Source organism: Bifidobacterium sp. WCA-178-WT-4B (assembly GCF_009696495.1).
Taxonomy (GTDB): domain Bacteria; phylum Actinomycetota; class Actinomycetes; order Actinomycetales; family Bifidobacteriaceae; genus Bifidobacterium; species Bifidobacterium infantis.
Genome location: NZ_VULV01000009.1, coordinates 1 through 21,447 on the forward strand (window position 1 = coordinate 1; position 21,447 = coordinate 21,447).

At 59.7% G+C, this 21,447-nt stretch carries 21 protein-coding genes, 3 tRNA genes and 3 pseudogenes; 15 read left to right on the top strand and 12 right to left on the bottom strand.

Annotated elements, in window-relative coordinates; genetic code table 11:
* Positions 1 to 119: pseudogene (locus tag FYJ31_RS07265) on the top strand (IS30 family transposase); the annotation flags it as partial.
* An 8-nt stretch (positions 120 to 127) separates the two neighbouring features.
* On the opposite strand, the pseudogene FYJ31_RS07270 reads toward FYJ31_RS07265, so the two are convergent.
* From FYJ31_RS07270 to FYJ31_RS07285, 4 genes and pseudogenes are all read right to left on the bottom strand, one after another.
* A pseudogene (locus FYJ31_RS07270) lies at positions 128 to 1,705 on the bottom strand (ABC transporter permease); the annotation flags it as partial.
* Positions 1,702 to 2,622 (bottom strand): ABC transporter ATP-binding protein, encoded by a 921-nt coding sequence (locus FYJ31_RS07275; protein WP_032682973.1) that lies wholly within the window; start codon positions 2,620 to 2,622, stop codon positions 1,702 to 1,704. The gene FYJ31_RS07275 and the pseudogene FYJ31_RS07270, both read right to left, overlap by 4 nt.
* A 140-nt stretch (positions 2,623 to 2,762) precedes the next feature.
* Complete coding sequence (locus tag FYJ31_RS07280) at positions 2,763 to 3,986, bottom strand: glycosyltransferase family 2 protein (RefSeq protein ID WP_131203295.1); 1,224 nt, start codon at positions 3,984 to 3,986, stop codon at positions 2,763 to 2,765.
* Positions 3,986 to 5,638, bottom strand: a complete 1,653-nt coding sequence (locus FYJ31_RS07285) for an AI-2E family transporter (RefSeq protein WP_154536386.1) — start codon at positions 5,636 to 5,638, stop codon at positions 3,986 to 3,988. Before FYJ31_RS07285 ends, FYJ31_RS07280 begins: the two co-directional genes overlap by 1 nt.
* A gap of 75 nt (positions 5,639 to 5,713) precedes the next feature.
* Here FYJ31_RS07285 and FYJ31_RS07290 point away from each other — a divergent pair, with 75 nt between their 5' ends.
* Positions 5,714 to 6,640, top strand: coding sequence for a glycosyltransferase (locus FYJ31_RS07290; protein WP_077424716.1), 927 nt, complete (start codon positions 5,714 to 5,716; stop codon positions 6,638 to 6,640).
* A gap of 59 nt (positions 6,641 to 6,699) precedes the next feature.
* Here FYJ31_RS07290 and fucO read toward each other — a convergent pair whose 3' ends face one another.
* Positions 6,700 to 7,851, bottom strand: coding sequence for a lactaldehyde reductase (fucO, locus tag FYJ31_RS07295; RefSeq protein ID WP_065472168.1), 1,152 nt, complete (start codon positions 7,849 to 7,851; stop codon positions 6,700 to 6,702).
* Between the two features lie 438 nt (positions 7,852 to 8,289).
* On the opposite strand from fucO, the gene FYJ31_RS07300 reads away from it, so the two are divergent.
* Complete coding sequence (locus FYJ31_RS07300; protein WP_154536387.1) at positions 8,290 to 9,594, top strand: class I SAM-dependent methyltransferase; 1,305 nt, start codon at positions 8,290 to 8,292, stop codon at positions 9,592 to 9,594.
* Between the two features lie 520 nt (positions 9,595 to 10,114).
* On the opposite strand, the gene FYJ31_RS07305 is transcribed toward FYJ31_RS07300, so the two are convergent.
* The 3 genes from FYJ31_RS07305 to galE all read right to left on the bottom strand — a co-directional run bounded on the left by FYJ31_RS07305 (position 10,115) and on the right by galE (position 11,549).
* Positions 10,115 to 10,190: transfer RNA gene (locus tag FYJ31_RS07305), tRNA-Phe, on the bottom strand.
* Between the two features lie 47 nt (positions 10,191 to 10,237).
* A tRNA-Asp gene (locus tag FYJ31_RS07310) sits at positions 10,238 to 10,311 on the bottom strand.
* 224 nt (positions 10,312 to 10,535) lie between these two features.
* Positions 10,536 to 11,549, bottom strand: a complete 1,014-nt coding sequence (galE, locus tag FYJ31_RS07315) for a UDP-glucose 4-epimerase GalE (RefSeq protein WP_007052365.1) — start codon at positions 11,547 to 11,549, stop codon at positions 10,536 to 10,538.
* Between the two features lie 282 nt (positions 11,550 to 11,831).
* Here galE and trmB point away from each other — a divergent pair, with 282 nt between their 5' ends.
* Both trmB and FYJ31_RS07325 read left to right on the top strand, forming a co-directional pair.
* The gene (trmB, locus tag FYJ31_RS07320; RefSeq protein WP_195839474.1) at positions 11,832 to 12,737 is read left to right on the top strand and encodes a tRNA (guanosine(46)-N7)-methyltransferase TrmB; all 906 of its coding nucleotides are present in this window, start codon (positions 11,832 to 11,834) and stop codon (positions 12,735 to 12,737) included.
* A 69-nt stretch (positions 12,738 to 12,806) separates the two neighbouring features.
* Positions 12,807 to 12,878, top strand: a tRNA-Glu gene (locus FYJ31_RS07325).
* 177 nt (positions 12,879 to 13,055) lie between these two features.
* Here FYJ31_RS07325 and FYJ31_RS13305 read toward each other — a convergent pair.
* Positions 13,056 to 13,322: pseudogene (locus FYJ31_RS13305) on the bottom strand (helix-turn-helix domain-containing protein); the annotation flags it as partial.
* 128 nt (positions 13,323 to 13,450) lie between these two features.
* Here FYJ31_RS13305 and FYJ31_RS07335 point away from each other — a divergent pair.
* The 10 genes from FYJ31_RS07335 to FYJ31_RS07360 all read left to right on the top strand — a co-directional run bounded on the left by FYJ31_RS07335 (position 13,451) and on the right by FYJ31_RS07360 (position 17,708).
* Positions 13,451 to 13,672 (top strand): hypothetical protein, encoded by a 222-nt coding sequence (locus tag FYJ31_RS07335; protein ID WP_154536389.1) that lies wholly within the window; start codon positions 13,451 to 13,453, stop codon positions 13,670 to 13,672.
* 101 nt (positions 13,673 to 13,773) lie between these two features.
* Positions 13,774 to 13,947 carry a hypothetical protein gene (locus FYJ31_RS12460; RefSeq protein WP_012576942.1) on the top strand — a complete coding sequence of 58 codons (174 nt, stop codon included), beginning with the start codon at positions 13,774 to 13,776 and terminating at the stop codon, positions 13,945 to 13,947.
* Positions 13,948 to 13,988: 41 nt separating this feature from the next.
* Positions 13,989 to 14,144 (top strand): hypothetical protein, encoded by a 156-nt coding sequence (locus FYJ31_RS12465; RefSeq protein WP_012576941.1) that lies wholly within the window; start codon positions 13,989 to 13,991, stop codon positions 14,142 to 14,144.
* The gene (locus tag FYJ31_RS07340) at positions 14,141 to 14,983 is read left to right on the top strand and encodes a helix-turn-helix domain-containing protein (protein WP_229773912.1); all 843 of its coding nucleotides are present in this window, start codon (positions 14,141 to 14,143) and stop codon (positions 14,981 to 14,983) included. Before FYJ31_RS12465 ends, FYJ31_RS07340 begins: the two co-directional genes overlap by 4 nt.
* Before the next feature lie 63 nt (positions 14,984 to 15,046).
* Positions 15,047 to 15,355 carry a hypothetical protein gene (locus FYJ31_RS12785; RefSeq protein WP_229773914.1) on the top strand — a complete coding sequence of 103 codons (309 nt, stop codon included), beginning with the start codon at positions 15,047 to 15,049 and terminating at the stop codon, positions 15,353 to 15,355.
* Positions 15,352 to 15,879, top strand: coding sequence for a WhiB family transcriptional regulator (locus FYJ31_RS07345; RefSeq protein ID WP_012576939.1), 528 nt, complete (start codon positions 15,352 to 15,354; stop codon positions 15,877 to 15,879). The genes FYJ31_RS12785 and FYJ31_RS07345 overlap by 4 nt, the downstream gene beginning before the upstream one ends.
* A 10-nt stretch (positions 15,880 to 15,889) precedes the next feature.
* Positions 15,890 to 16,519, top strand: coding sequence for a ParA family protein (locus FYJ31_RS07350; RefSeq protein ID WP_229773915.1), 630 nt, complete (start codon positions 15,890 to 15,892; stop codon positions 16,517 to 16,519).
* A 4-nt stretch (positions 16,520 to 16,523) separates the two neighbouring features.
* Positions 16,524 to 16,763 carry a BrnA antitoxin family protein gene (locus FYJ31_RS12790; protein ID WP_229773917.1) on the top strand — a complete coding sequence of 80 codons (240 nt, stop codon included), beginning with the start codon at positions 16,524 to 16,526 and terminating at the stop codon, positions 16,761 to 16,763.
* Between the two features lie 130 nt (positions 16,764 to 16,893).
* A complete protein-coding gene (locus tag FYJ31_RS07355; RefSeq protein ID WP_154536390.1) occupies positions 16,894 to 17,301 on the top strand; it encodes a transcriptional regulator in 408 nt (135 codons plus the stop codon).
* A 65-nt stretch (positions 17,302 to 17,366) separates the two neighbouring features.
* Positions 17,367 to 17,708 carry a hypothetical protein gene (locus tag FYJ31_RS07360; RefSeq protein WP_154536419.1) on the top strand — a complete coding sequence of 114 codons (342 nt, stop codon included), beginning with the start codon at positions 17,367 to 17,369 and terminating at the stop codon, positions 17,706 to 17,708.
* 43 nt (positions 17,709 to 17,751) lie between these two features.
* Here FYJ31_RS07360 and FYJ31_RS07365 read toward each other — a convergent pair whose 3' ends face one another.
* The 3 genes from FYJ31_RS07365 to FYJ31_RS07375 all read right to left on the bottom strand — a co-directional run bounded on the left by FYJ31_RS07365 (position 17,752) and on the right by FYJ31_RS07375 (position 21,432).
* Positions 17,752 to 18,951 (bottom strand): hypothetical protein, encoded by a 1,200-nt coding sequence (locus FYJ31_RS07365; RefSeq protein ID WP_229773920.1) that lies wholly within the window; start codon positions 18,949 to 18,951, stop codon positions 17,752 to 17,754.
* Positions 18,952 to 19,187: 236 nt separating this feature from the next.
* The gene (locus FYJ31_RS07370; RefSeq protein WP_010081576.1) at positions 19,188 to 19,952 is read right to left on the bottom strand and encodes a hypothetical protein; all 765 of its coding nucleotides are present in this window, start codon (positions 19,950 to 19,952) and stop codon (positions 19,188 to 19,190) included.
* On the bottom strand, positions 19,945 to 21,432 hold the full coding sequence (locus FYJ31_RS07375; RefSeq protein ID WP_012472183.1) for an AAA family ATPase: 1,488 nt from the start codon (positions 21,430 to 21,432) through the stop codon (positions 19,945 to 19,947). Before FYJ31_RS07375 ends, FYJ31_RS07370 begins: the two co-directional genes overlap by 8 nt.
* Between the last annotated feature and the right edge of the window lie 15 nt (positions 21,433 to 21,447).

A 21,447-nucleotide genomic window follows, 5' to 3' on the forward strand; every position in this document is an offset into this window, starting at 1 on the left:
ACGACACCCCCATGAAGCTCCTCGGCTACAAAACGCCCAACGAGGTATGGGACGAGGAGATGGCCAAGCTACAATCAAAACAAACCGACCCGAAACCAGCCGTTGCACTTACAAGTTGAATCCGGGGAATGCCGATGCCATTGGCCAGCGCGACCGGAATAATCGCCAGCCACATGCCGCCTTCGGCTCCTGTCAGCAGCATGACCAGCGCCACGATGCCAGTGGGCAGCATGAGCAGCAGGCTGCCAAGCATGTAGACGAACGGGAAGAAGCCTTGGGCCATGGCGCGGCCTTGAGGCGCGGAGAACGGCTTGTCCATTGAGGCGACCGGGTACATCAGTACACAGGAGGTGACTTCGGCCACGCCCAGTCCGCTCAAGGCGATGCCCATGCCCGTGGCGAGGAAGATCAGGCCGGCAGCGAGGTCATCGGGCTGCGCCCAGCGTCCGGTCAGTGCGCCGACCAGCACGATGCCGGCGAGATAGAGCAGCACCATGTAGACGACCATGATGCCGACGTAGACGCGTACGCGGCCGATTCTGTCGGTCCGGCCACGCACACCGGCGATGACTTCCATGGTGAAGCCGCGGCCGTCATATGCGAGCCCGTTGCTTTCCACGACGGACATGAACCAGCCGCACCAGATCAGCGACTGCCAGACGACCGCGCTGATGCCGTGTGCCTGAAAGGCGAAGATGATCAGGAACAGGACCGGCATGGCGAAGGTCATGGCTTGACGGGGGTCTCGTTTGAGATAGGTGATCAGGCGTGCGGAAACCGCGCCGGATGCCGAATCGGGCATCCATGCGAATGCGCCGATGCCTTTGGCGGTCTCGGACGGACTGTTTGCGCCGATGGTGAGCCGTTCATGTCTCAGACACCAGGTGCAGACGGCGAAGCAGACAATCCATGTGACGGCAAGGATGGCGATGCGGGCGAGCAGCACCGCCCAGGCTCCGGTAAGCGCGTCGAACGGTAGTTGGAAGGCCGCGCCGAACGGCGTCCATGCGACGATGGTGGTCGCCGCGCCCCAGGTTTCGGTGTTGAGGCTGAAGGCCACGCCGGAGTTGACCAGAATGTTCGGCAACTGACAGATGATAACGAACGTCAGCACGATGAAGATATAGAACGCGCCTTTGCCGCGTTTGCTGGTCACCAGCGTGGTGAATAGGGCGATGAGCAGTTTGGAGATGCTCATCATGGTGATGACGGCCAGCACTGCGGCGAGGAGGGAACTGATGATTACGGCTGGTCCCATATGCCGATAGGCCAGTGTCCAGAGCATCAGTGAGGCCACGCCGGTAAGGGCGGGGATGCCGGACAGGCCGGAAAGCAGCAAGCCGAATTGCAGGTTGCGGTCGGCGATGCCGTAGAGCGCGAATTTGCGTGGGTTCATGGTGGAGCCTTCGCCAAGCATCATGAGCTGGATGAAGCCGATGAAGATGGTCATGGTCGCGCCGACCAGCACGACGACTATGTTGACGATGCCTCCGGAACCAAGGATGTTCAGCGGAAAGCCATCCGCGTTCACGGTGAAGGGCGGCAGTATGCCGATGAACCACGCGAGCACGCCGGTGCCGATGATGGTGCCGGCCGCGAGTACGGCGGAAAAGACATAGGCGACGGTCTGCCACGCCGATTTTCGCAGGGTGGCGAGCGTGAGCGTCCAGCGCAGGCGGACCAGGGTGATGGCGCTGCTGATCATCGGCGGGCCTCATCGGTGGGTGTGGCGGGCGTGGCGGTTGTAAGCGGAATGGGCTGGACCGGCTGGACCGAAGTTGGTGCTTGGGCTTGGGCTTGCCCGCCGTCGAGCCATGCGAGATGGGCGGCTTCGTGGCGGCCGCCGACCAGTTGCAGGAAGCGGTCTTCGAGTTCTTCGCCGGCGGCGACCTCGTCCACCGTGCCGGCCGCGCACACCAGACCGTTGTTGATTACGGCCACATGCGTGCACATCTTTTCGACCAATGCCATCACGTGCGAAGAGATAATCACCGTGCCGCCGGTCTTCGCGTATTCGATGAGGATGTCTTTGAGGTTGGCGCTGGACACCGGGTCCACGGATTCAAACGGCTCGTCCAGGACCAGAATGCGAGGGCTATGAATCATCGCGGAGGCCAGGCAGATCTTCTTGGTCATGCCGGCCGAATAATCGGTGACCATCGTGTTGGCGGCCCCGGCCAAGTCGAAAGCATTGAGCAGGTCCTGGGCGCGACGCGTGGTCTCATCGCGGCTCATGCCGCGCAGCATGCCGGAGTAGACGAGCAATTGCAAACCGGTCAGTCGGTCGAAGATCTGGTCGGGCTGGGGCATGACGCCGATCATGCGCTTGGCCGTGTTCACGTCGCTCCACACGTCATGGCCCAAAATCATGGCGGTGCCGGCGTCCGGTACCAATAGACCGGTCACCATATTGAGCGTGGTGGTTTTGCCGGCGCCGTTGGGGCCTACAAGTCCATAGAACGAGCCGACCGGAATATCGAGCGCGAGTCCGTTGACGGCGATCTTCCGGTCGAAGTGCTTGAACAGGCCACGAATGGACACCGCCGCATTCGGATTCGGCGGCCATGCTTGTGGCTGCGGTTGCGACGGCTGTGCAGGCGCGGGGGCGGCGGCTGGCATCATCGGCGGCTGAAATCCGACATTCCTTTGAGTATTGTCTAAGCTCATACATCCACTCTAGCCCACCAGCCAACCCTCAGCGAAGCAAACCCCCGGGTTGCTGTTGTAGTGCCCCGCTGAGCAGCTCCAACTAGCGGACTCGGTCAACCCTTATGCGCGATGGGCTTCCACTGGGCTTTGGAGAAGAGGGCCTGGAAGGAGATCGGCACGTAGCTGAGCATGTAAATCGGGAAGCTGAGCACATAGGCGAGCAGCTCCTTGTTCGTGGCACCGATCTGGTCGCGCTCGACAATGATGGTCAATGCAGCCAATGCCATCAGGCCCAACACCGATATGATGATGCCGCTGGACCAACTGGCCAGCGATTGCAGCTGGCTCGGCCAACTCACGAAGCCACACGCGGCGAACAGCAAGCCCATTACCGCGCGAATCACGCCCAACACGGTAAACGGACACAGCATCAAGGTGAAGTCGATGCAGGAGAAATCACGTTCGCGAACCGCGCGTTTCAGCAATGCCGAGCCATAATAACGGAATACCTGCAGGAATCCCTTGCTCCAACGTAAACGCTGACGCCAACTTTGCGAGAAGGTAACCGGCTGCTCGTCGTAGAGAATCGCAGTACCGCAATAGCCGATGCGGTCGCCATGCAGAATCGAATCCATAGTGAATTCAAGATCTTCAGTGAGCAGATGGAACTTCCATCCCTTGTTCCGCTTCATCACCTCGCGGGAGAACATAAATCCCGTACCGCCCACGTGGCAAGAGGAGCCGAGAATCATACGCGAGTTAGACAGGAATCGCGATTCACGGATGAACCACAGCGCAGAACCAGAAGACACCCAGTTATCCGCCAGATTCACCGAATTACGGTAGCTGGTCAGAATCTTGAATCCGGAGCAGAACGCCTTGTTCATTTCCTCGAAGTAGTGCTTGTCCAGCTTGTTATCGGCATCGAACACGAAGTAGGCCTCATAGTCGTCGGCCACACCGATGTCGAGCATATGCCCCAACAGATACGTCAGCGCATATCCCTTGCCAACCAGCTCAAGATTGTGGCGTTCCACCACATGGCAGCCCAAAGACCGCACCACGTCGGCGGTGTTGTCGGTGCAGTTGTCGGCCACCAGCCAGATGTCGATGAGGTCGGACGGGTAGGTCTGATCGCGAATCGACCCAATAAGGTTGCCGATCACTTTTTCTTCGTTGCGCGCGGAGATCAGCACGGCATACCGGTTGGTCATCGGGGCGTCGGGGAAGCGCACGGGCTTGGCGAACAGGGACATCACGATACACAGTCCCTGATATATCATGCCGGCACCACCGACGATTACCAGAAGAATATCGAGTACTGAAAGCAGGGTCATCAGCGCCACCCCGCCCTAGGATTGCTGGAGGCAGATTGATCAGACTGCTTGGTTTGCTTGCGTTGCTCGGGCCGCTCAGGCTGCTGCGTATCCGCGGCACCACGCTGCGGAATCGCCGCCGTGTCCGGCTCATCAGAGCTTGCATCCGCACCGACTGTATTATCGGCATTATCGGTATCATCGGCATCCGACTCCGGCTCGGCGCCGCGCAATCCCTTGCGAGCGCTGGAGGATAGCACGTTCTTCGGAATCGCCACGGTGGCGGAATCGTCCAAAGCGGATTCTTTCGTCTCGTGTGGCGGAATCGCATAGATCTGTTCCTGCAGCAAACGCAGTTCCTCGTTCATCGGCACACGGCTGGTGGACCCCTTGGCCGCACGCGGCATGTGCTCGCCGATTGGCTGCAATACGTGCTCGCCGAACGCCTCGGACGCCTCGACGATCTTGGACTTCTTCTCCGGAGTCGGATCGTTCATCAGCGGTGAGTCAATCAGCTCATAGCGCTTGGTGTACGCACGGAAGATGGCCTGCAGCGATGCGGTGACCGGCAGCGCCAGGAACGCGCCGAACGCGCCGAACAGCGAGCCGAACGCCAGCACCGAGAGGAAGGCGACGGCCGCGTTGATATCCATCGTGCGCTGCGAAATCCTCGGCGAGAGAATCAGGTTCTCAATCTGCTGGTAGACGATGATGAACACCAGCACCGCCACGGCGTACGTCCACCCGCGGTTGCCCCAAGCGAACAGCACCGGCAGCGCACCGCCGATATAGGTACCGACCGTGGGGATGAACTGGGATACCACGCCGCAGAACAGGGCCAACGGCAGCCAGTAGGGCACATGCAGGATCTCCAAGAAGATGGCAGTGCAAATGGCGTTGATCAACGCCAGAATCGAACGGGAGAACAGGAAGGACGAAATCTGGCCTTGGGCCACGGTCCACACCAGCAGGAATCGGCGCTGCGTGTTGGGGGCCAGCCACTGGCAGAAGGAGCGGCGCAGCTTTGGGCCGGCGGCGGAGATGTAATACGTGGTCATTACCACGGTCATGAGGTTCAGCAGGAAGGAGAACAGGCCACCCACCGTACTCATGGCGGTGCCGGCGAAATCGGTGACCCACGAGGTCTGGATATTGTTGAAGATTTCCATGCCAAGATTGCTGATTTCCGGCATCTTGAACGTGGTGTACTGGTCCGCGAACTCACGAATCTGCTCATACATTGCCGGCAAACCGCGGACCATGGCAATCATCTGCTGTACGAACATATTGCCGAACAGCGTGAGCAGCACACCCACGACCACGGCCACGCCCACCAGACTGACGGCGGAAGCCACGCCACGCTTCCAGCCATGAGCCACCAGCGCCACCACCAGCGGTTCGACGGCCAGCGCCAGGAACAGCGAGATGATGATGTCGAACACCAGATAGGAGATGTCGCCCCACGAGCGCCAGCAGAACATGAACACGATGACGGCGAGGGCCACATACAGCAGCGCGCGGCCGAACCATTCCGGTGGCCTGCGGGAATCTCCCTTGGCGGGGAACAAAGTACCAAAGTCGATACGATTCTCGTCGCCCGGGTCTGTCCCGGCTTCTGCGGCACCGGTTCTCGACGTGTCGGTGCTGTTTACGTTTCGCGCGCGTTCACTCATGGCTCCCCATTGTAGCGAGGGGTTTGAAGCTCGGATACGCCGGCGGCGTACACCCGCTTTTCTATTGTTGATGTCATGCTCAACGTTTCGATCATCATCCCAGCGTGGAACGAAGCCGAACGCATCCGCGACTGCCTGCTGAACGCCACCCGTCAGACCATCATGCCGCATGAGGTGCTGGTGGTGGACAACCGTTCTACGGACAACACCTGCGCGATTGTCGAACAGTTCATCGCCGAACATCCCGAGGCCCCGGTCAAACTATTGCATCAGAACGATGAACAGGGACTGATTCCCACCCGCAACTTTGGCCTGGACGCCGCGACCGGCGATGTGCTGGGCCGTTTTGATGCCGACTGCATGATTCGGCCCGACTGGGTGGAGGTGGTCTCCGGCATCTTCACCGAAGACCCGGCCGCGATGGGTGCCACTGGTCCGGTGATGTATTACGACATGCCCTCACGCCATTTCGGGTTGAAGGGCGACAATTCCTTGCGCAAGCGAATCTACCGCGCCGATGGCGGACAGCCGCTGCTGTTCGGTTCCAATATGGCCTTGCGCGCTTCGGCTTGGCATCAGATCGCGAATGAGGTCTGCCGAGATAAGGCCGATGTGATGCATGAGGATATCGATATTTCCCTGCATCTGATGGGCAAGAATCTGAAAACCGTGTACTCGCCGCGCATGATCGCCGCGATGAGCGCGCGACGGATGGACACGTCGCTGGGTTCATTCCTGAACTACATGCGACGTTTTAAGAATACGTTTGATGCACATCCGCAACATACACGCACGCATAAGCCAGAGGTGTTGTTCACCGCCATGTATCCGGCGATGCACATGTTCTACCCGGTGTGGCAGAAAGTGCTGAATTCCGCGGATATCAATCCTGCTGAAGCCGCGTGGATCAACGAGCAGATGGAACTGGCGGAGGCGCAAGGCAAGCAGCTGTACGACGAGACCACCACCGACGAAGTCTACGACGAAAGGCACGAGAGATAGCGATGCCGGTGGGTTCCCCTCGTCGGGAACCCACCGGCATCGTCGGCGTCATCGACGAATCACATCAGCGACTTGTAAATCGCGAGAATGTCCTCTTCGGTGGCCTGACGCGGGTTGCCGGGGGTGCACACGTCGTTGAAGGCGTCGTGAGCCAGCGGCTCAAGGTCGCCCTCGGTGGCGCCCACTTCGGAAATCGTGGTCGGGTTCTTCAAATCCACGGTCAGCTTGTGGACGGCCTGCACGGCCTCTTCGCGCACGGTCTCCAGGTCGCCGGTGTAGGCGTCCTCGACGCCGAACGCATCGGCGATGTCGCGGTACTTCTCGCCGGTGAAGTCTTTGTTGTATTCCATGACCGGGGCCAGCAGAATACCGTTGGCCACACCGTGGGCCACGCCCAGACGGCCGCCCAGCGGGTGAGCCATGCCGTGCACCAGGCCGAGGCCCACGTTCGAGTAGGCCATGCCGGTGATGTAGGACGCGTAGGCCATCTGCTCACCAGCCGGAATGTCGCCATCGGCGGACTTGGCCAGGTTCTGGGCAATCATGCGAATGGTCTGCATGGACAGGCAGTCGGACAGGCTCCAGGCACCCGGGGTAATGTAACCCTCGATGGCGTGTGTCAGGGCGTCAAGTCCGGTGGCGACCTTCAGGCCGCGCGGCATCGAGTCGGTCAGGTCCGGATCCACGAAAGCGACGATCGGGATGTCGTGCGGGTCGACGGCCACGAACTTACGCTTGTTGGCGGTATCGGTGACCACGTAGTTGATGGTCGTCTCGGAAGCGGTACCGGCGGTGGTCGGCACGCCGAAGATCGGGACGGACGGGTTCTTGGTATCCGCGACGCCTTCCAGGGACAGCACGTCGGCGAACTCCGGGTTGGCGGTGATGATACCGATGCCCTTGCAGGTGTCTTGCGGGGAGCCGCCGCCCAGGCCAATCAGGAAGTCCGCACCGGACTCGGCGAACTTGGCGACGCCGTCCTTAATGCACTCTACCGGCGGGTTCGGCTTGACGTTGGAGAACACCTCATACGCCAGACCGGCCTCATCCAGAACCTTGGTGACCTTCTCGGCGGTGCCGGTCTCCAGCAGTACCGGATCAGTGACGATAAATGCCTTGGTGAAGCCGTGCTGCTTGGCGACGGCCGGAATTTCCTTGATCGCGCCACGTCCGAAGTATGCAGTCTGGTTGAAAATCATGCGGTATACCATAGGGACTCTCCTTTTGAGCTAGTGTCTTAACTGGTGGTCCGCTCACTCTTTGAGTGGTCCAACGGTTCCCCAGTCTACTCCGCGCATGAGCATTCACCTGAAAACACGCTGAAAGAACAACACTGAAAATAATGGCACGAAATGGCGGAATTCTGCACTTGTCAAATTATTGTCCATTGACCAAACCAGTTCAATCGCCCGAGATCTCAACGATAAGACCATTTTCCGGAGTCGCTTGGTGCTCTCCGAGAAACTCGTCTCTTATCCGCTTACTTCGCGCGTACGCAATCAATATGCGAGATGCCTAATTCCATTCGTGTTTCATCAGCCGAACGCGAACTGGTTCACCAGATGGTGTATTCAACGGTTTCAGTCTCTTGAAGAGGACTAAGATACCTCGACAATTGGGGTGATCATCATAAGAGAATGAGGCAGATAATGGCAAATGGCAGGGCTATGACGGTCGGCGAGATGGCATCCCTGTTTCTCGACCCCGACACTCCCGTTCGTATCGACGCTTTTGACGGCTCGCATTTTGGCCCGGCAGACGCGGATTTGAAGGTCAAAATCGCCGCGCCGAACTGCATGTACCAGCTGCTCGCGCACCCGAATGAAATCGGCATCGTGCGCGCATACATTCTGGGCGATTTCGACGTGGACGACATTGACTACGCCGACCCGTATCCGGCGATGCGCAAGCTGGTGTCGCTGGCCAAATACGTTCGCCCACTCACTCCCGCATCCATTGCCCGCGTATCCGCCGGCATTCTGAGTCACGGCTTCAAGAAGCCGCCGGTGCCCGCCACCGAGGGCCCAAGCAAGTTCGCCCGCATCAAGCGTGGCCTGATGCCGCACACCGAAAAGGCCGATTCGGAAACCGTCAGCTTTCACTACGACATGTCCAACGAGTTCTACGCCGACTTCCTCGGCCCCTCCATGACGTACACCTGCGCGGTATTCGACAACGAGCACATGAGCCTTGAAGACGCACAGGCCAACAAACTGCGCCTGATTCTCGACAAACTGGACTTGCAGCCCGGCCAGCACTTACTGGACATCGGCTGCGGCTGGGGTTCGATGGTCATCACCGCCGCCCGTCGCGGCATCAAGGCGCTCGGCGTCACCCTCTCCAAGGAACAGGCCGCGTACGCCAACGAATGGATCGCCCGTGAAGGGCTGCAGGATCTGGCCGAAGTGCGCGTACAGGACTACCGCGAGGTGCCCGAGCATGACTTCGACGGTATCTGCTCGATCGGCATGATGGAGCACGTAGGCGTCAAGAACTACCAGAGCTACTTCGAAGAGATGTTCCGCCTCCTGAAGCCGATGGGCCGGCTGCTGAACCACCAGATCACCATCAGCCACGACAAACCCCACGGCAAGCCCGGTACCGACGAGTTCCTCGACCGTTACATCTTCCCGGACGGCGACCTCGGCGCGCCCGGCTTCATCGAATCGTGCATCCATGACGCCGGCTTCAACGTGGTGCATCAGGAGAACCTGCGCCAGCACTATGCGCTCACCCTGCATCACTGGAACCAGAACCTCTCCGAGCATTGGGACGACGCGGTCAAGCAGGTCGGCTTTGAACGCGCCAAGGTATGGGGTATGTACATGGCCGCCTGCGCTCTGAACTTCGAGCTCGATGGCATCCAGATTCACCAGTTCCTGGCTGTCAAGCCGGATCGCGTGGGCCACCCGGACGGCAAGTGGTACCCTCTGCGCCAATGGTGGCAGGCCTGACTCCGTTTCCGTGGGACGGCACGCGGTTTTTACCATTGTTCATCTGCCGTCCCACAAAAGTGTGGGATAGCAGATACGTCAATCGGTTGACGCATCTGCTATCCCGCATGACATAAGCCGAGAACCGCAGAATAGAGCCGTTCTTTGCCCTCAGCCCTGAGGGCGTTCTTCGAACGCTGTGGGACGGCACGTCAAAAATCGGCAAAATCACGTGCCGTCCCACACGATTCTCTTTGCGCGCGCATCTCGCGGGTGCTTTTTCTGCAATACTGACTCTATGAGCGCCACAGCCCCAGAAACGGCTGAGGCGGACGATCGCACCGACCATGACACGCGCGGATAAGGCCCACGTTTCTTTACTTAACCCTAACCCGATGTTCGCATTGGTGCTGTTGGCGTGCGTAGTTGCGGTGAGGAAGACAGTTGTTGGCGAACGCGAGCCTTCGCATTGACCGGCCAGCCCGCCGGAGTAGGTACGTGACGGATATGCAAAAGCCCCGCACAAGGCGGGGCTTCATTGTGGTGGCTCCGAACGGCGTCGATCCGTTGACCTAGCGATTTTCAGTCGCTCGCTCTACCAACTGAGCTACAGAGCCATGAACAGTCAAAAACCCGGACAACCCGGGCTCCATAACCATTCCAGCGACCCCGGCCGGACTTGAACCGGTGACCTCCGCCGTGACAGGGCGGCGCTCTAACCAACTGAGCTACGGGGCCATTGTTCTCACTTGCGTGAGGCAACAGATGTATATATTACTGAAATTCGCCGGTCGCGCAAACTTCGGCGTGTTCCGCATAATTTCAAGGTTTTTGCTATCACCAGCACACGAACACGTCTGTCACAAACATCCACAAAACGACGAAGGGCGCGACCGGAACCCCGGCCACGCCCTTATGGACGGAAACGCTTCACGGCATCCACCGCAAAGCAATCGTCAATCTCAGTCAGCCTGCTTCCAGGTGTCGACGTCGATGTGGTGTTCGGGGTTGGCCTGCCAGGCATCCCACGCGGACTTGACGATGTCTTCCACGTCGTACTTGGCGTGCCAGCCCATCTCCTCGTTGATGCGCTTCGGGGAGCCGATCAGGTGCGGCGGGTCGCCGGCGCGGCGGGCCATGACGGCCTCGGTGAACGGCAGACCGGTGACCTTCTTGACTTCGTCGACGATCTGACGCACGGAGGTGCCTTCACCGGTGCCGACATTGAAGGCGTCGTACTTGCGCTCGTCACGATCGAGGTACTTGAGGGCGGCGATGTGGGCATCGGCCAGATCGGAAACGTGGATGTAGTCGCGCACGCAGGTGCCGTCCGGGGTCGGATAGTCGTCACCGAAGATGGCGGGGGCCTTGCCCTGCTTGAGGCGGTTGAACAGCATCGGGATGAGGTTCAGAATAGCCGGGTCTTCGAGTTCGACCGGGCCGCAGCCGGCCACGTTGAAGTAGCGCAACGCGCAGAAGCGGATGCCGAACGGCTGCTCGCAGGCGCGGGCCATCCATTCGCCGAACAGCTTGGTCTGGCCGTAGGGGTTGATCGGCAGCATCGGAACGACGTCCTCGGGCACCACGTCGACCGGCGGCACACCGTAGGTGGCGGCGGAGGAGGAGAAGACGAGCTTCTTGGCGTTCTTGGACTGGGTCATGCCGGTGAGCACGTTGAGCATGCCGTTGATGTTCTGCTGGTAGTACCACAGCGGCTTCTCCACGGATTCGCCGACCTGCTTGCGAGCGGCGAAGTGGATCACGGAGTCGACGCCTTCGGCATCGAGGATTTCGGCCAGACGCTCGCCGGCACCCGGGGCGGCAATATCCATGCCGTACAGGCGGGAGCCTTCGATGCGAGTGGGCTTGCCATAGCTCAGATCGTCGACGACGACGACCTTTTCGCCGGCCTGATGGAGTGCGTGAACGACATGCGCGCCGATGTAGCCGCAGCCGCCGGTGACGAGAACTGTCATAGTTGACCTTTCCTTGTGCGGGTTGCAAGTGTCGGCCGTCGGGAGTTCAGCGGCTGTTCACTTTTGGTCCGCTTTGTTACCTTTTGAAACAATTTTAGTATATCACACGAACATAATCGCACAAAACGGTGGTGTCGTCCGGCAATATCTGCATTCATTAGGTCGATTTGGCGTTCATTAGGTAGGTCGGCCCGGAGCCGGCCCGCACGGACACCGGGCAAATGGCTTGATATGGTGGTTGGTATCGCATACCACCTACCTAATGAACGCCAAATCGACCTAATGAATGAACAGCGGTGCGGCGCACAAGGAAAATCCGAGGAATATATGACCGATCCCGAATCCACAGCAATCGATTCCGTCGCCGCGATGGCCACAGACCACACCGAGGCACCGGCGCACCCCTTGCACAAGGTGCTCTCCTTCGTACGCCGCTCCGGACGTTTGGACGATCGCCTGCAGCGCGCATGGGACAACTATGCCGGCACATATCTGTTGGACATTGCGGCCGGCAATCTGCTGGACGTGCGCGAAGGCGTCACACTCGACCGCACGCTCGTGGAGTCCGCATGGGGCAACGACAATCCACTCATTGTGGAAATCGGCACTGGACAGGGTGAGAACGTGGTGGCCGCAGCCGCGGCCCATCCGGAGACGAACTTCCTAGCCTTGGAGGTCTATGACCCCGGTGTGGCCCACACGCTGCTGCTCGCCGGCAAGCAGGGGCTGACCAACATTCGCGTGGCCCAGGTCAATGCGCCCGAGCTGTTCAAGGTCACCGCGCCCGACACCGCAGCCGAAGTATGGACCTTCTTCCCCGACCCCTGGCCCAAGAAGAAGCACCACAAGCGCCGCATCGTGCAGGAGGCCATGGCCGGCGACATCCATCGCGCACTGGCCGCAGACGGCGTCTGGCGCATCGCCACCGACATCGAGGACTATGCCCTGCACGTGCACGAGGTGATGGACGGACTCGACGGGTGGAAGAACCTGGGCAGCGTAACCGTCAGCCTCCCGCTGGAGCACGTGGGCAAGGGCAACGCCGATCTGGCCGCCGACATGCCGCACGCCGACTTCACCGAATCCGAGCGGTTCGAGGGCCGCGTGCTCACCAACTTCGAGAAGAAGGGCCTGGCCGCCGGCCGCGTGATTCACGACTTCACCTACCAGGCCGTCGCCCTGCACTGATTGCGACACGCCGAAATGCCGTCGATTTGCATAACCGAACAACCTCCAGTAAAGTAACTCGAGTTGTTCGCCCCCATCGTCTAACGGTTAGGACACCAGACTTTCAATCTGACAACGAGAGTTCGACTCTCTCTGGGGGTACCCACCGGCTCCGGTTTCCACGAGGTATCGTGGCCCGGAGCCTTTTGTTTCCAACGGTTTCAGGCCGTCAGCTTGGCCTTCAGCTGCTCGAACAGGAAATCGTGCGGTGGTCGCTGCCACCAAAGATGCACCTAAGTTCCCCTCTCCCAGCATCTGACGCATGAGCGTGTCGTCCAGCAGGGACGTCACGGGCACGCCGAAGTAGTCGGCCAGCGCCGCGATGTCGGGGATGCTCCACGTGTTCTTGTTCTTCATCTTCGCGCTGACGCCGCCCCTGGTCATCTTCAGGGGTTCCGTGAGCGCCGTCTGGGACAGGCCGTGCGCGGTGAGCAGCATGCTGATGTTCCATACGATCACCTTCTGCAGGTATTCGCCCGAGTTCGTCATCCGCTTCTTTATCGTCGTGGTCATGGCAATCGCCCTTTCACTGCTTCGCAAACACATGTTGATATATCCAACATCTCTGGACACGATATTAGCACTCCGACTTGCGAAAGGCAAAATACTTAATTACTATGTCAACTGTGAGTAGACAAAAGCATCTTTCCGTACTGTCTCCGGTGGCTCGTTGGATGGCGCAGCAGGGTCTGTCCTGCCGCGGTCTGGCCGCGGAGATGGGGCAATCGAAGTCATCGGTTGCGGGAAAGGTGAACGGCTCCCTCCATTGGCAGCAGGCCGATCTCGTCTGGCTGTATCGGATGAAGGGACTGCCGTCGGATTTCGTGCTGGACAACGATGCCGCCCTCGTGAACAGGCTGCTGTCTCCTCCGGCAAAAGAAGGTTCCGCGCACTAGGCGCGGAACCGAACGACAACCGAAGGCGTCTCCGACCCGTACATCCGCCAAGATTCCCGGCCGCCGACGTCTTGTATCCCAAGTGAAGGAGGGTCATCGCCATGACCGATTCTACCAATACCGCCGGCATTCGCCCGGCATCTGTCTTCGAGCCTAATCGCCGGCGCGACGCCGCGCGGCGGACGACGCGGGCCGGCGGCAACGTCGATCTGCGCATCGCGAAGGCTCATGTGCTGTCCATGCTCGCCCACCCGTCCCGGGGCTCGCGCCGCTGAGGCGCGCGTCCGCGGACCGTTTCCCCGATACCGGCCGAACCATGTGGTGGTTGGTCGTTGCCGCCGTGTGCGTGTCCGGCGGCGTTCTCTCGTATGCGTTGTGCCGCGCCGCCCGTCTGGGCGACGACATCGGCGCGAGGCTGCGCGAACGCCGCGAAGCGGACCCGGCGCATGACGGCGGGAAGGTCGAGCGATGAGCAGCAGAGCCGAGAACTGGGCATGGGAGCGCGACGACGTCAAGGGCATCACCAAGTTCGTGCTGGTGTATCTGGCCCGCCGCGCCTATTACGACGATGGCGCAGCCGCGTGGCCGAGCGTGGAGACCATCGCGTTCAACTGCGGGTGCTGTGAGCGCACCGTGATCCGTTCGTTGCAGGAGCTGGAGCGCAAGGGCTACATCAGGCCCGGCGACCAGGAGATGTCGGCGCGCAACCCGCGCACCCGCAAGCCGATCGCCAAGGGACACCGCTCGCGCGTGTGGGACGTCGTCATGGACGGCGACCATCCCGCCGAGAACATCGAGGAGAAGCCCCGGAACCTGGACGCGCTGGCGGAAGGCGACGGCAAGCCGGATCCGATGAAGGACAATTTGTCACCCGACGGATTGTCACCCGAGCCGAAGGACGTGGAGACGAGGACAAATTGTCCCGGAATCTTGGACAGAAAGTCACCCAATAGACAAGTGATAAACAATTCTCCCCTCATCCCCTTCGGGGATGCTCCCCTCAACGCCGAACAAGCCAGCGCACAGCCGGCTGCCGGCCCGAATCCCGAAACCGCTCCGACGACCGATTGGGGCAAGGCATTGCCTCCAAGGGGTTGCAGGAACCCGCTGTGGGTGCCCGACCCGGGCAAGCTGCCCGAACCGGTCACGGAACGCGCCGGCCAGGAGGTGCGCGTGCTCGACGGCATCCGCCGACGTATGCTCGCCGTGGACCAGAGGTTCGACGTGCCGGCGACCATGGCCGACCGCAAGGCCGTTCACTCGCTGCTGATCGACCGACCGTACGGCGAGGTCGTCGCGACGATGGACTGAGCGTACCGCAACCGCTACTGGCTGCCCCGGCTCGCCAGCGGTGCCAGGTTCGCCGCGAACTACGTGCAGCTGCGGCTGGAGATGCTCACCCATCCCGACCCGACGGGCAAACGGGCACCCGACACTCCGCTGCCGGTCGTCAAGGATCCCAACCGGGCGATACCGGTCAGCTCATCGTCCGCAAGCCGCGTGCCGATCTACGGGGCGGCGCTGCTGCGCACCTCGCTATGCCAGGAGCACATCGAGGGCGCCGTTCCGCAGGAGGCGTGCCCGGTATGCGCGTACGACAAACGCAACCACGCCACCCACGACGTCGCCGGACGGCGCAAGGCGAAGACCGGCGCGTCGGCGGAGGCGGTGGTGCGGCCATGAGCGGGGACGGGCAGCGTCTTGAGGCGTGGAAGAAGGCCGGCGAATGCCGCGACTTCCCGCAACCATGGTCCGACTACCTGTGGTCGCTGGAGTTCGAGCACCGTCCCGGCGACGCGAAGGCGTTCCACTCGGTCGCCAAGGCCGTGTGCGAACGATGCCCGGTACGCGCCGAATGCCTGGCCTACGCGGCCAGCGGCGGACTCGAATGGGGCGTGTACGGCGGCAAGGTGTGCACCGACCGGCGCAGGATCGCGCGCATGGCCGAAGCCGACGGCGTCCCCTGCCGGGACCGCGGCCTGCCGTGGCCGCAACGCTGGCGGCTGCTCACGGACTGGATACGCGCCCACCGGAACGTGTTCGACGAAGCCACCGGCGAGGCCAGCGCCGAACGCCAGCAACGACGCCTGCGCGCACGGGGCAGGACGGCCGATCGCCCCGCCCCGCATGAGCCGTCAGACAATCAAACATTCAAACAAGCAGGAATCCAAGCAATCAGACAAGCGGACAATCAAGCGACCGACTGACCGGGTTCGCATGATATCCGGCAGTCGCAAAGGAGAAGAACGAATGCGCATCGCCATAGCCAACGCCAAGGGCGGGGTCGCGAAGACCACGTCCAGCATCTACATCGCCTCGGTCATCGTTTCCAGGGGCGGCAGGGCCGTCGTGTACGACGCGGACCCGCAGTCCAGCGCGAGCCTGTGGGCCGCAGCCGCGGAACAGACCGCGGACCCCCTGACGTTCGACGTGCTGCCCGCCAACCAGGCCACGCTCCGCCAGCTCGCCGCGGGAGCCGACCCGGACGAATGGGCGATCATTGACGCGCCGCCGCAGGGACCGACCCTGGACATGGCCATCAAGGCGGCCGACTTCGTGATCGTGCCGGCGTCGGACTCGCCCATGGACCTCCAGCAGGCATGGAGCACCCTCGACATGGCCAGGATGAGCACGCCCGCCGCGCTGCTGCTGGTCAAGGCCGAACGCAACACGAAGGCGTTCCGCGACACCATGGACGCCCTCAACGCCATGGACACTCCCCGGTTCGACACGATCGTGCCGAAGGCCCAGTCCTACAAGCGTTCGCTCGGCACCAACCCGCACCAGCAGGGCGAATACCGCGACCTCGTCACAGAACTCCAGCAGATCGCCGGAAAGCAGGAGTGAGACCATGCAGGGCAACTACCAGCCACTGGCACGACCGGTACCGTTCGACGACGTGCTGCGCCAACAGAACAAGACCTCCAAGGCCACGGGCGAACCGTTGGTCATGCTCTCACTGCGCATACCCGTGTCGCTCAAGACCCGGCTCAAGACCACGGCCGCCGCGCACGACCTGCCCATGCAGCAGCTCCTGCGCGACGCCATCGAACGCGAGCTCGACCGATTCGACAGCGACGACGAGCCGTAACCCGTCAGACAATCAAACAATCAGGCAATCCGACAATCCAGCAGGCAAACAAGCCAACAACCAAACATTCAGGCAGTCAAACATGCAGACGCGATCCCGAAAGCCGATGCGTCTGCGGAAAGGAGACACTATGGACTATTCGATGGAGGTCTCCGTGCTCGGCGACCGGATCAGCATCGGCGAGGAGGCGCACGTCATCACCCTCGGCGTGAACACGGGATTCCCCGCGGGCTCCACGGCGGGACTGGCGTACACGCTCTCGCCATTGCAGGCCCGCGTGCTCGGCGCGCAGATGCGCGCGGCCGCGGACGCCGCGGAGGGGCATCCGGGCATGCCGTCCGACGAGGAGGTGAACGCGGCGGCGAAGGTGTTCTGCGGCGGCGTGTGGAACGGGTTCGATCCCGCCACCATGATGCCGACCGAACGGTTCGACCGGTTCTGGGGCGACGGCGAGGGCCACCAGCTCTATCTGGCGATCGCACGTCACGCGCTCATCGCCGCCCGCATGTCCATCCTCGCCGGACAAGCCGAAAGCTGACAAGCAGACAAGCCCGCATGCAGACAATCAAACAATCAAACTTGATTGCATGCAGGCAATCGGACATGCAAGCAATCAAGCAAGCAATCAAGCAAGCCAACAATCAGGAAAGCAAACAATCCAACAATCAGGAACGGAGCAGAACCATGAACGACAACCACAACGAAAACGAGGAGCCCTTCGATGGCACGAGCGAGGATTCCACGCTCGAAGACCAGATGAGCGCGCACATCGCGGCCATCGCCGCCAGCGGCGTCGCCGCCGAAGCCGAGGCCCTGGCCAACCGGCAGGCCGACATGGCGGCCAGGGAACGCCGTGAAACGCGACTGGCAATCCTCGCCGCCATCGCTATCATTGGCGCTTTCGCTATCTGCGTCATTAAAACATTAAAAAAAAAATATACATGACCCGGACGATAATCACTTTGATAAATATAGAAAATTAACCCAATTAAACCAATTGTTCCTCAGATTGCATTAGGCCAATAAGTCGCCGAGTTAAACTGACGTTTTTCTTTAGTTTTGCGGTTCTTGTTTCAATAAACAGGAACCGCCTATTTTTTGACGATAAAGAAAAGTAGCAGATATAAAGCAATAGGATAAACAATAAAACACAGCTTACATAAAACAGGCATTGATGAGACGTAAGAATAAAAATCATACTCAAATACATTGATGCGGTAAATGAGAAAACTGACAATGCAATACGATAAAGTATTTTTAGTGGACGAATTTCTTTCGTCAATCCTTCAAACACCTTTATTGAATCATAAAGGATGCTTCCTAGAACGTAAACTGACAACCAGTAAAAAACAACCAATGTAAAAGAAATCACCAAATTGGCCAACAATAACTTATGCTGATGCACGGATGAGCAAACATAGACCAGAATCACAAACGACAATCCGATACTATTAAGAGTCCTATTCCATCTTCCCACACTGCGAAACACATAGCGCTTTCTTTTCCTATTGGCGACATTGCATAGCTCTTTTTCCGCTTCGTGCAATCTATTGGATAATTCCTTCAATCGAGTACGATAATTCACAGATATATCGCCTATGCCGTAAAGCATAGTGAAACAAAACAATAAACCAAAAATAAGAAGAACACCAAGTCCTTTCCCATACCGGAGAATCAGACTAGCGGATGACAGGCCGAGAAAGCAGACGGAAAGATTACTGAATCGTATGAGCGTTCTACCCATAGATCTGAATCTAAACATATGATTTTTTGAAAGATCCTCAACTGCGATACCCACGGAAAGACCCGCAACTATCGCCAATAAAGCGAGGATAATAGACAGGCCTGCATCTTCTGCAAAACAGGGGAAAGCTTTTAGTATAGATTCCGTCTTATCCCAAGAAGATTTTTCTGCCAACTCATTTAAAGATAATTCCTTATAATGACGAGCTATGGCCGAAATAGAGGATAATATTATTCCAATAATAAGCCAGAAAGACTCATATCCAAGCCATCGTAAAAATTCAGCGTTTTCAACCTTGTTGTCATTATATATACTATCTAGGTCGATTCCCTGATTACCAACCGAAATATGATATTCATTATTGCGATATAGCGGACTTTTATAAGGTGCGGAGATATGTTTTCCATGTATTATCATATTGTATACTTCCTTGTACGCAATCATCTGCAATTCATCGACAATGTCTTATCGACTGCGAATCCGCGTTCCATATAGTCCTCATTATCTACATCATGCCCGCATTTGTCGAAACTGAAATAGATGCGAAATACAATGTTATAGACGACCTCTGCGTTATGTTACAAATACTCTAAGTCCATATTCTTAACCATAATTCGTGTCCGCAGCCGGATGGTCCTAGGATTGCTAATGCGACTCCAGGCTATCCAGCTACGGATGACCTATTGCAGTTCGCCTGCCAGGTATGGTTCCACGAAGGCGAGGTTGCTGCCGCGTTCGAGTGAGTGGAAGTCCTGCATGGCGTATCGCCAGGATTCCTCCCAAGTGGCCGGGTTGCCGTGTATGCGTCGCAGGGATTGGAGAGTCGTCGAGAACAGGTTCGGGTCCCGTGTGAAGCGGTCGGCCAGTTTGATGGCGCCGCTCTGCTTGTGCTGCGCGTCCAGGTTGTCGGTCCTGCCGCGGAACGCGTGTTCGAGGTTGCGGCTGACATAGAACAGACGGTATGGAATCAAGACGGTGCGACCGCCCTGCTTCTTCCTGAATCCGTCGAGTTTGAGCAGGGAGCCCACGCCGTTTCGCTTGGTCGTCCGGTCCGCGATCAGAGCGTCGCGGTTCGTGGTGACGATGTCGGTCGTCGAATACAGGGTTTCTTCCGCTGACGGGTTCTCCCGCACGCTGTCGTCAGGCGCGAACGCACCGTCCAGATCGCAGATCTGGATGACATGGCCGAGCTGGCCCCATGTGCGATCATGGTCCTTGAGATAATACTCAACGAGTTCGCGCACCGTTTGCGAGGGTTTGTCCGCGGGGTAGAACCCGTTGCGCCGATGGAATTCCTCGCGGTGGTTCGGCGCGGTCAGCACGTCGCAATGGAATTCCTGACCTTGGAACAGGCGGTTCTCGATCAACGCCGAGAACGCCGGCACGAGCAGGCTGGCGTCGCTCGTGCCCTCCACGACCAGCAGGACGATCTTGCGTTTAGCCACGGTCCGCCTCCGTCCCGGCGGCATTGAGTGCTGCCAGATCGTCGTCGATGTCGTCGTCCTCGTCGGGGTGGCCGGCGGCGTAGAGGCTGTTGCCGAACATGCGCGGTATGGGCGAATCATAGATGTCGGGGCCGTTCCATCCGAGCTCGCTGGCTGTCAGGTACCGTTTGCGCTGGTTGTTCGTGGAGGACTTACGGGGGATGGTCGCGAACCGGTTGTCGGGATCGGTCACCGTCGTGCGAATGCAGCTGTTCGGCAACACCTCCAACGCACGCAGGTTGTGGGCGGTGAACACCAATTGCCCCGCGCACCCGTCCGCCAACTGGTCCAGCATGTCGCCGAGCAGTAGTTCGAACACGCCGGAGTCGAACTCGTCCACGGCGACCAGCGCGTTCTCGTCGTTGTACGCGTGCTTGAGGTAGCCGAGCAGCGCGGTGATGCGTATGATGCCCTCGCTCTCGCAGCGGAAGGGCACCATGACGTCGCCGCGGCGCGAGAACAGTTCCGCGGTGACCCGGTCCTCGCCGTCCTTGCCGGAAGGCGCGGTGCCGGTCTTCAGCAGGACGTGCAGGCCGGGCACGATGGTGGGCAGGATGCGGTCGAAGGACTCCACGGTCTGTCCGAGCCGCTTCGCCTGGCCGGGGGTCAGTGGATTGGGCTGCAGCAGGTCGAACGGGAATTCCGTGTTGCGGCCTTCCGGGTTCTCCTCCATGATCGGGATGATCGCGAACGCGGCGTAGGAGCCACGACGGGTGGTGGACACGAAGATGTCGTTGGTCGCGTAACCGCACAGCGTCTCGCGCAGGCGGACGAACTCGCCGAAACGCTCGTTGATATACGTCAACGACCTGGAGGACACGCCATTCGTCTCCCGCACACGGGCCACCGCCCAGTCGATCAGGAACTCGGCGTCCGGCCGGTCGTCGAGCGTGGCGCACCGGGAGAACAGGAACGAACGCCCTTCCATGTACGCGCGGTCCGCGGTGCGCGAGACCACGGTCTTCACCGAACTGACCGCCTCGATGGAACGCCACACGTAGACCGGGGTCGACACGAACCCGTCCGCCTCGGAATCCTCCATACGATGCCCCAGCACCTCACGGCCCAAACGCGAGGGATCGTCGCCGATACGCACCGATTCGGCGACGACGCGCGCCCGCGTCGAATCCGGATTCGCCTTGCGCATGGACACCCTGTACTCAAGATAGCTCGGCTTCTGCTTATCTCCAATGAGGAACGTCGCCGTCACGGTCGCCGAACCGGCGCTGGCGCTGACGACATCACCGGCGGTATCCGGCAGCATATTCCCGGACAACAGCGCGCGCAGTATCCCGATGGCGTCGATGACGGTGGTCTTGCCCGACCCGTTCTGCCCGTAAATACCCGTGACGCTGCCGCCGGTGGGCAGATCATCGAAATCCAAGACGCCATGCGATATGTTCCTCATGTCATCCAGAACAAGTCTTTTCAAACGAATCATCACATTGCCATTCTC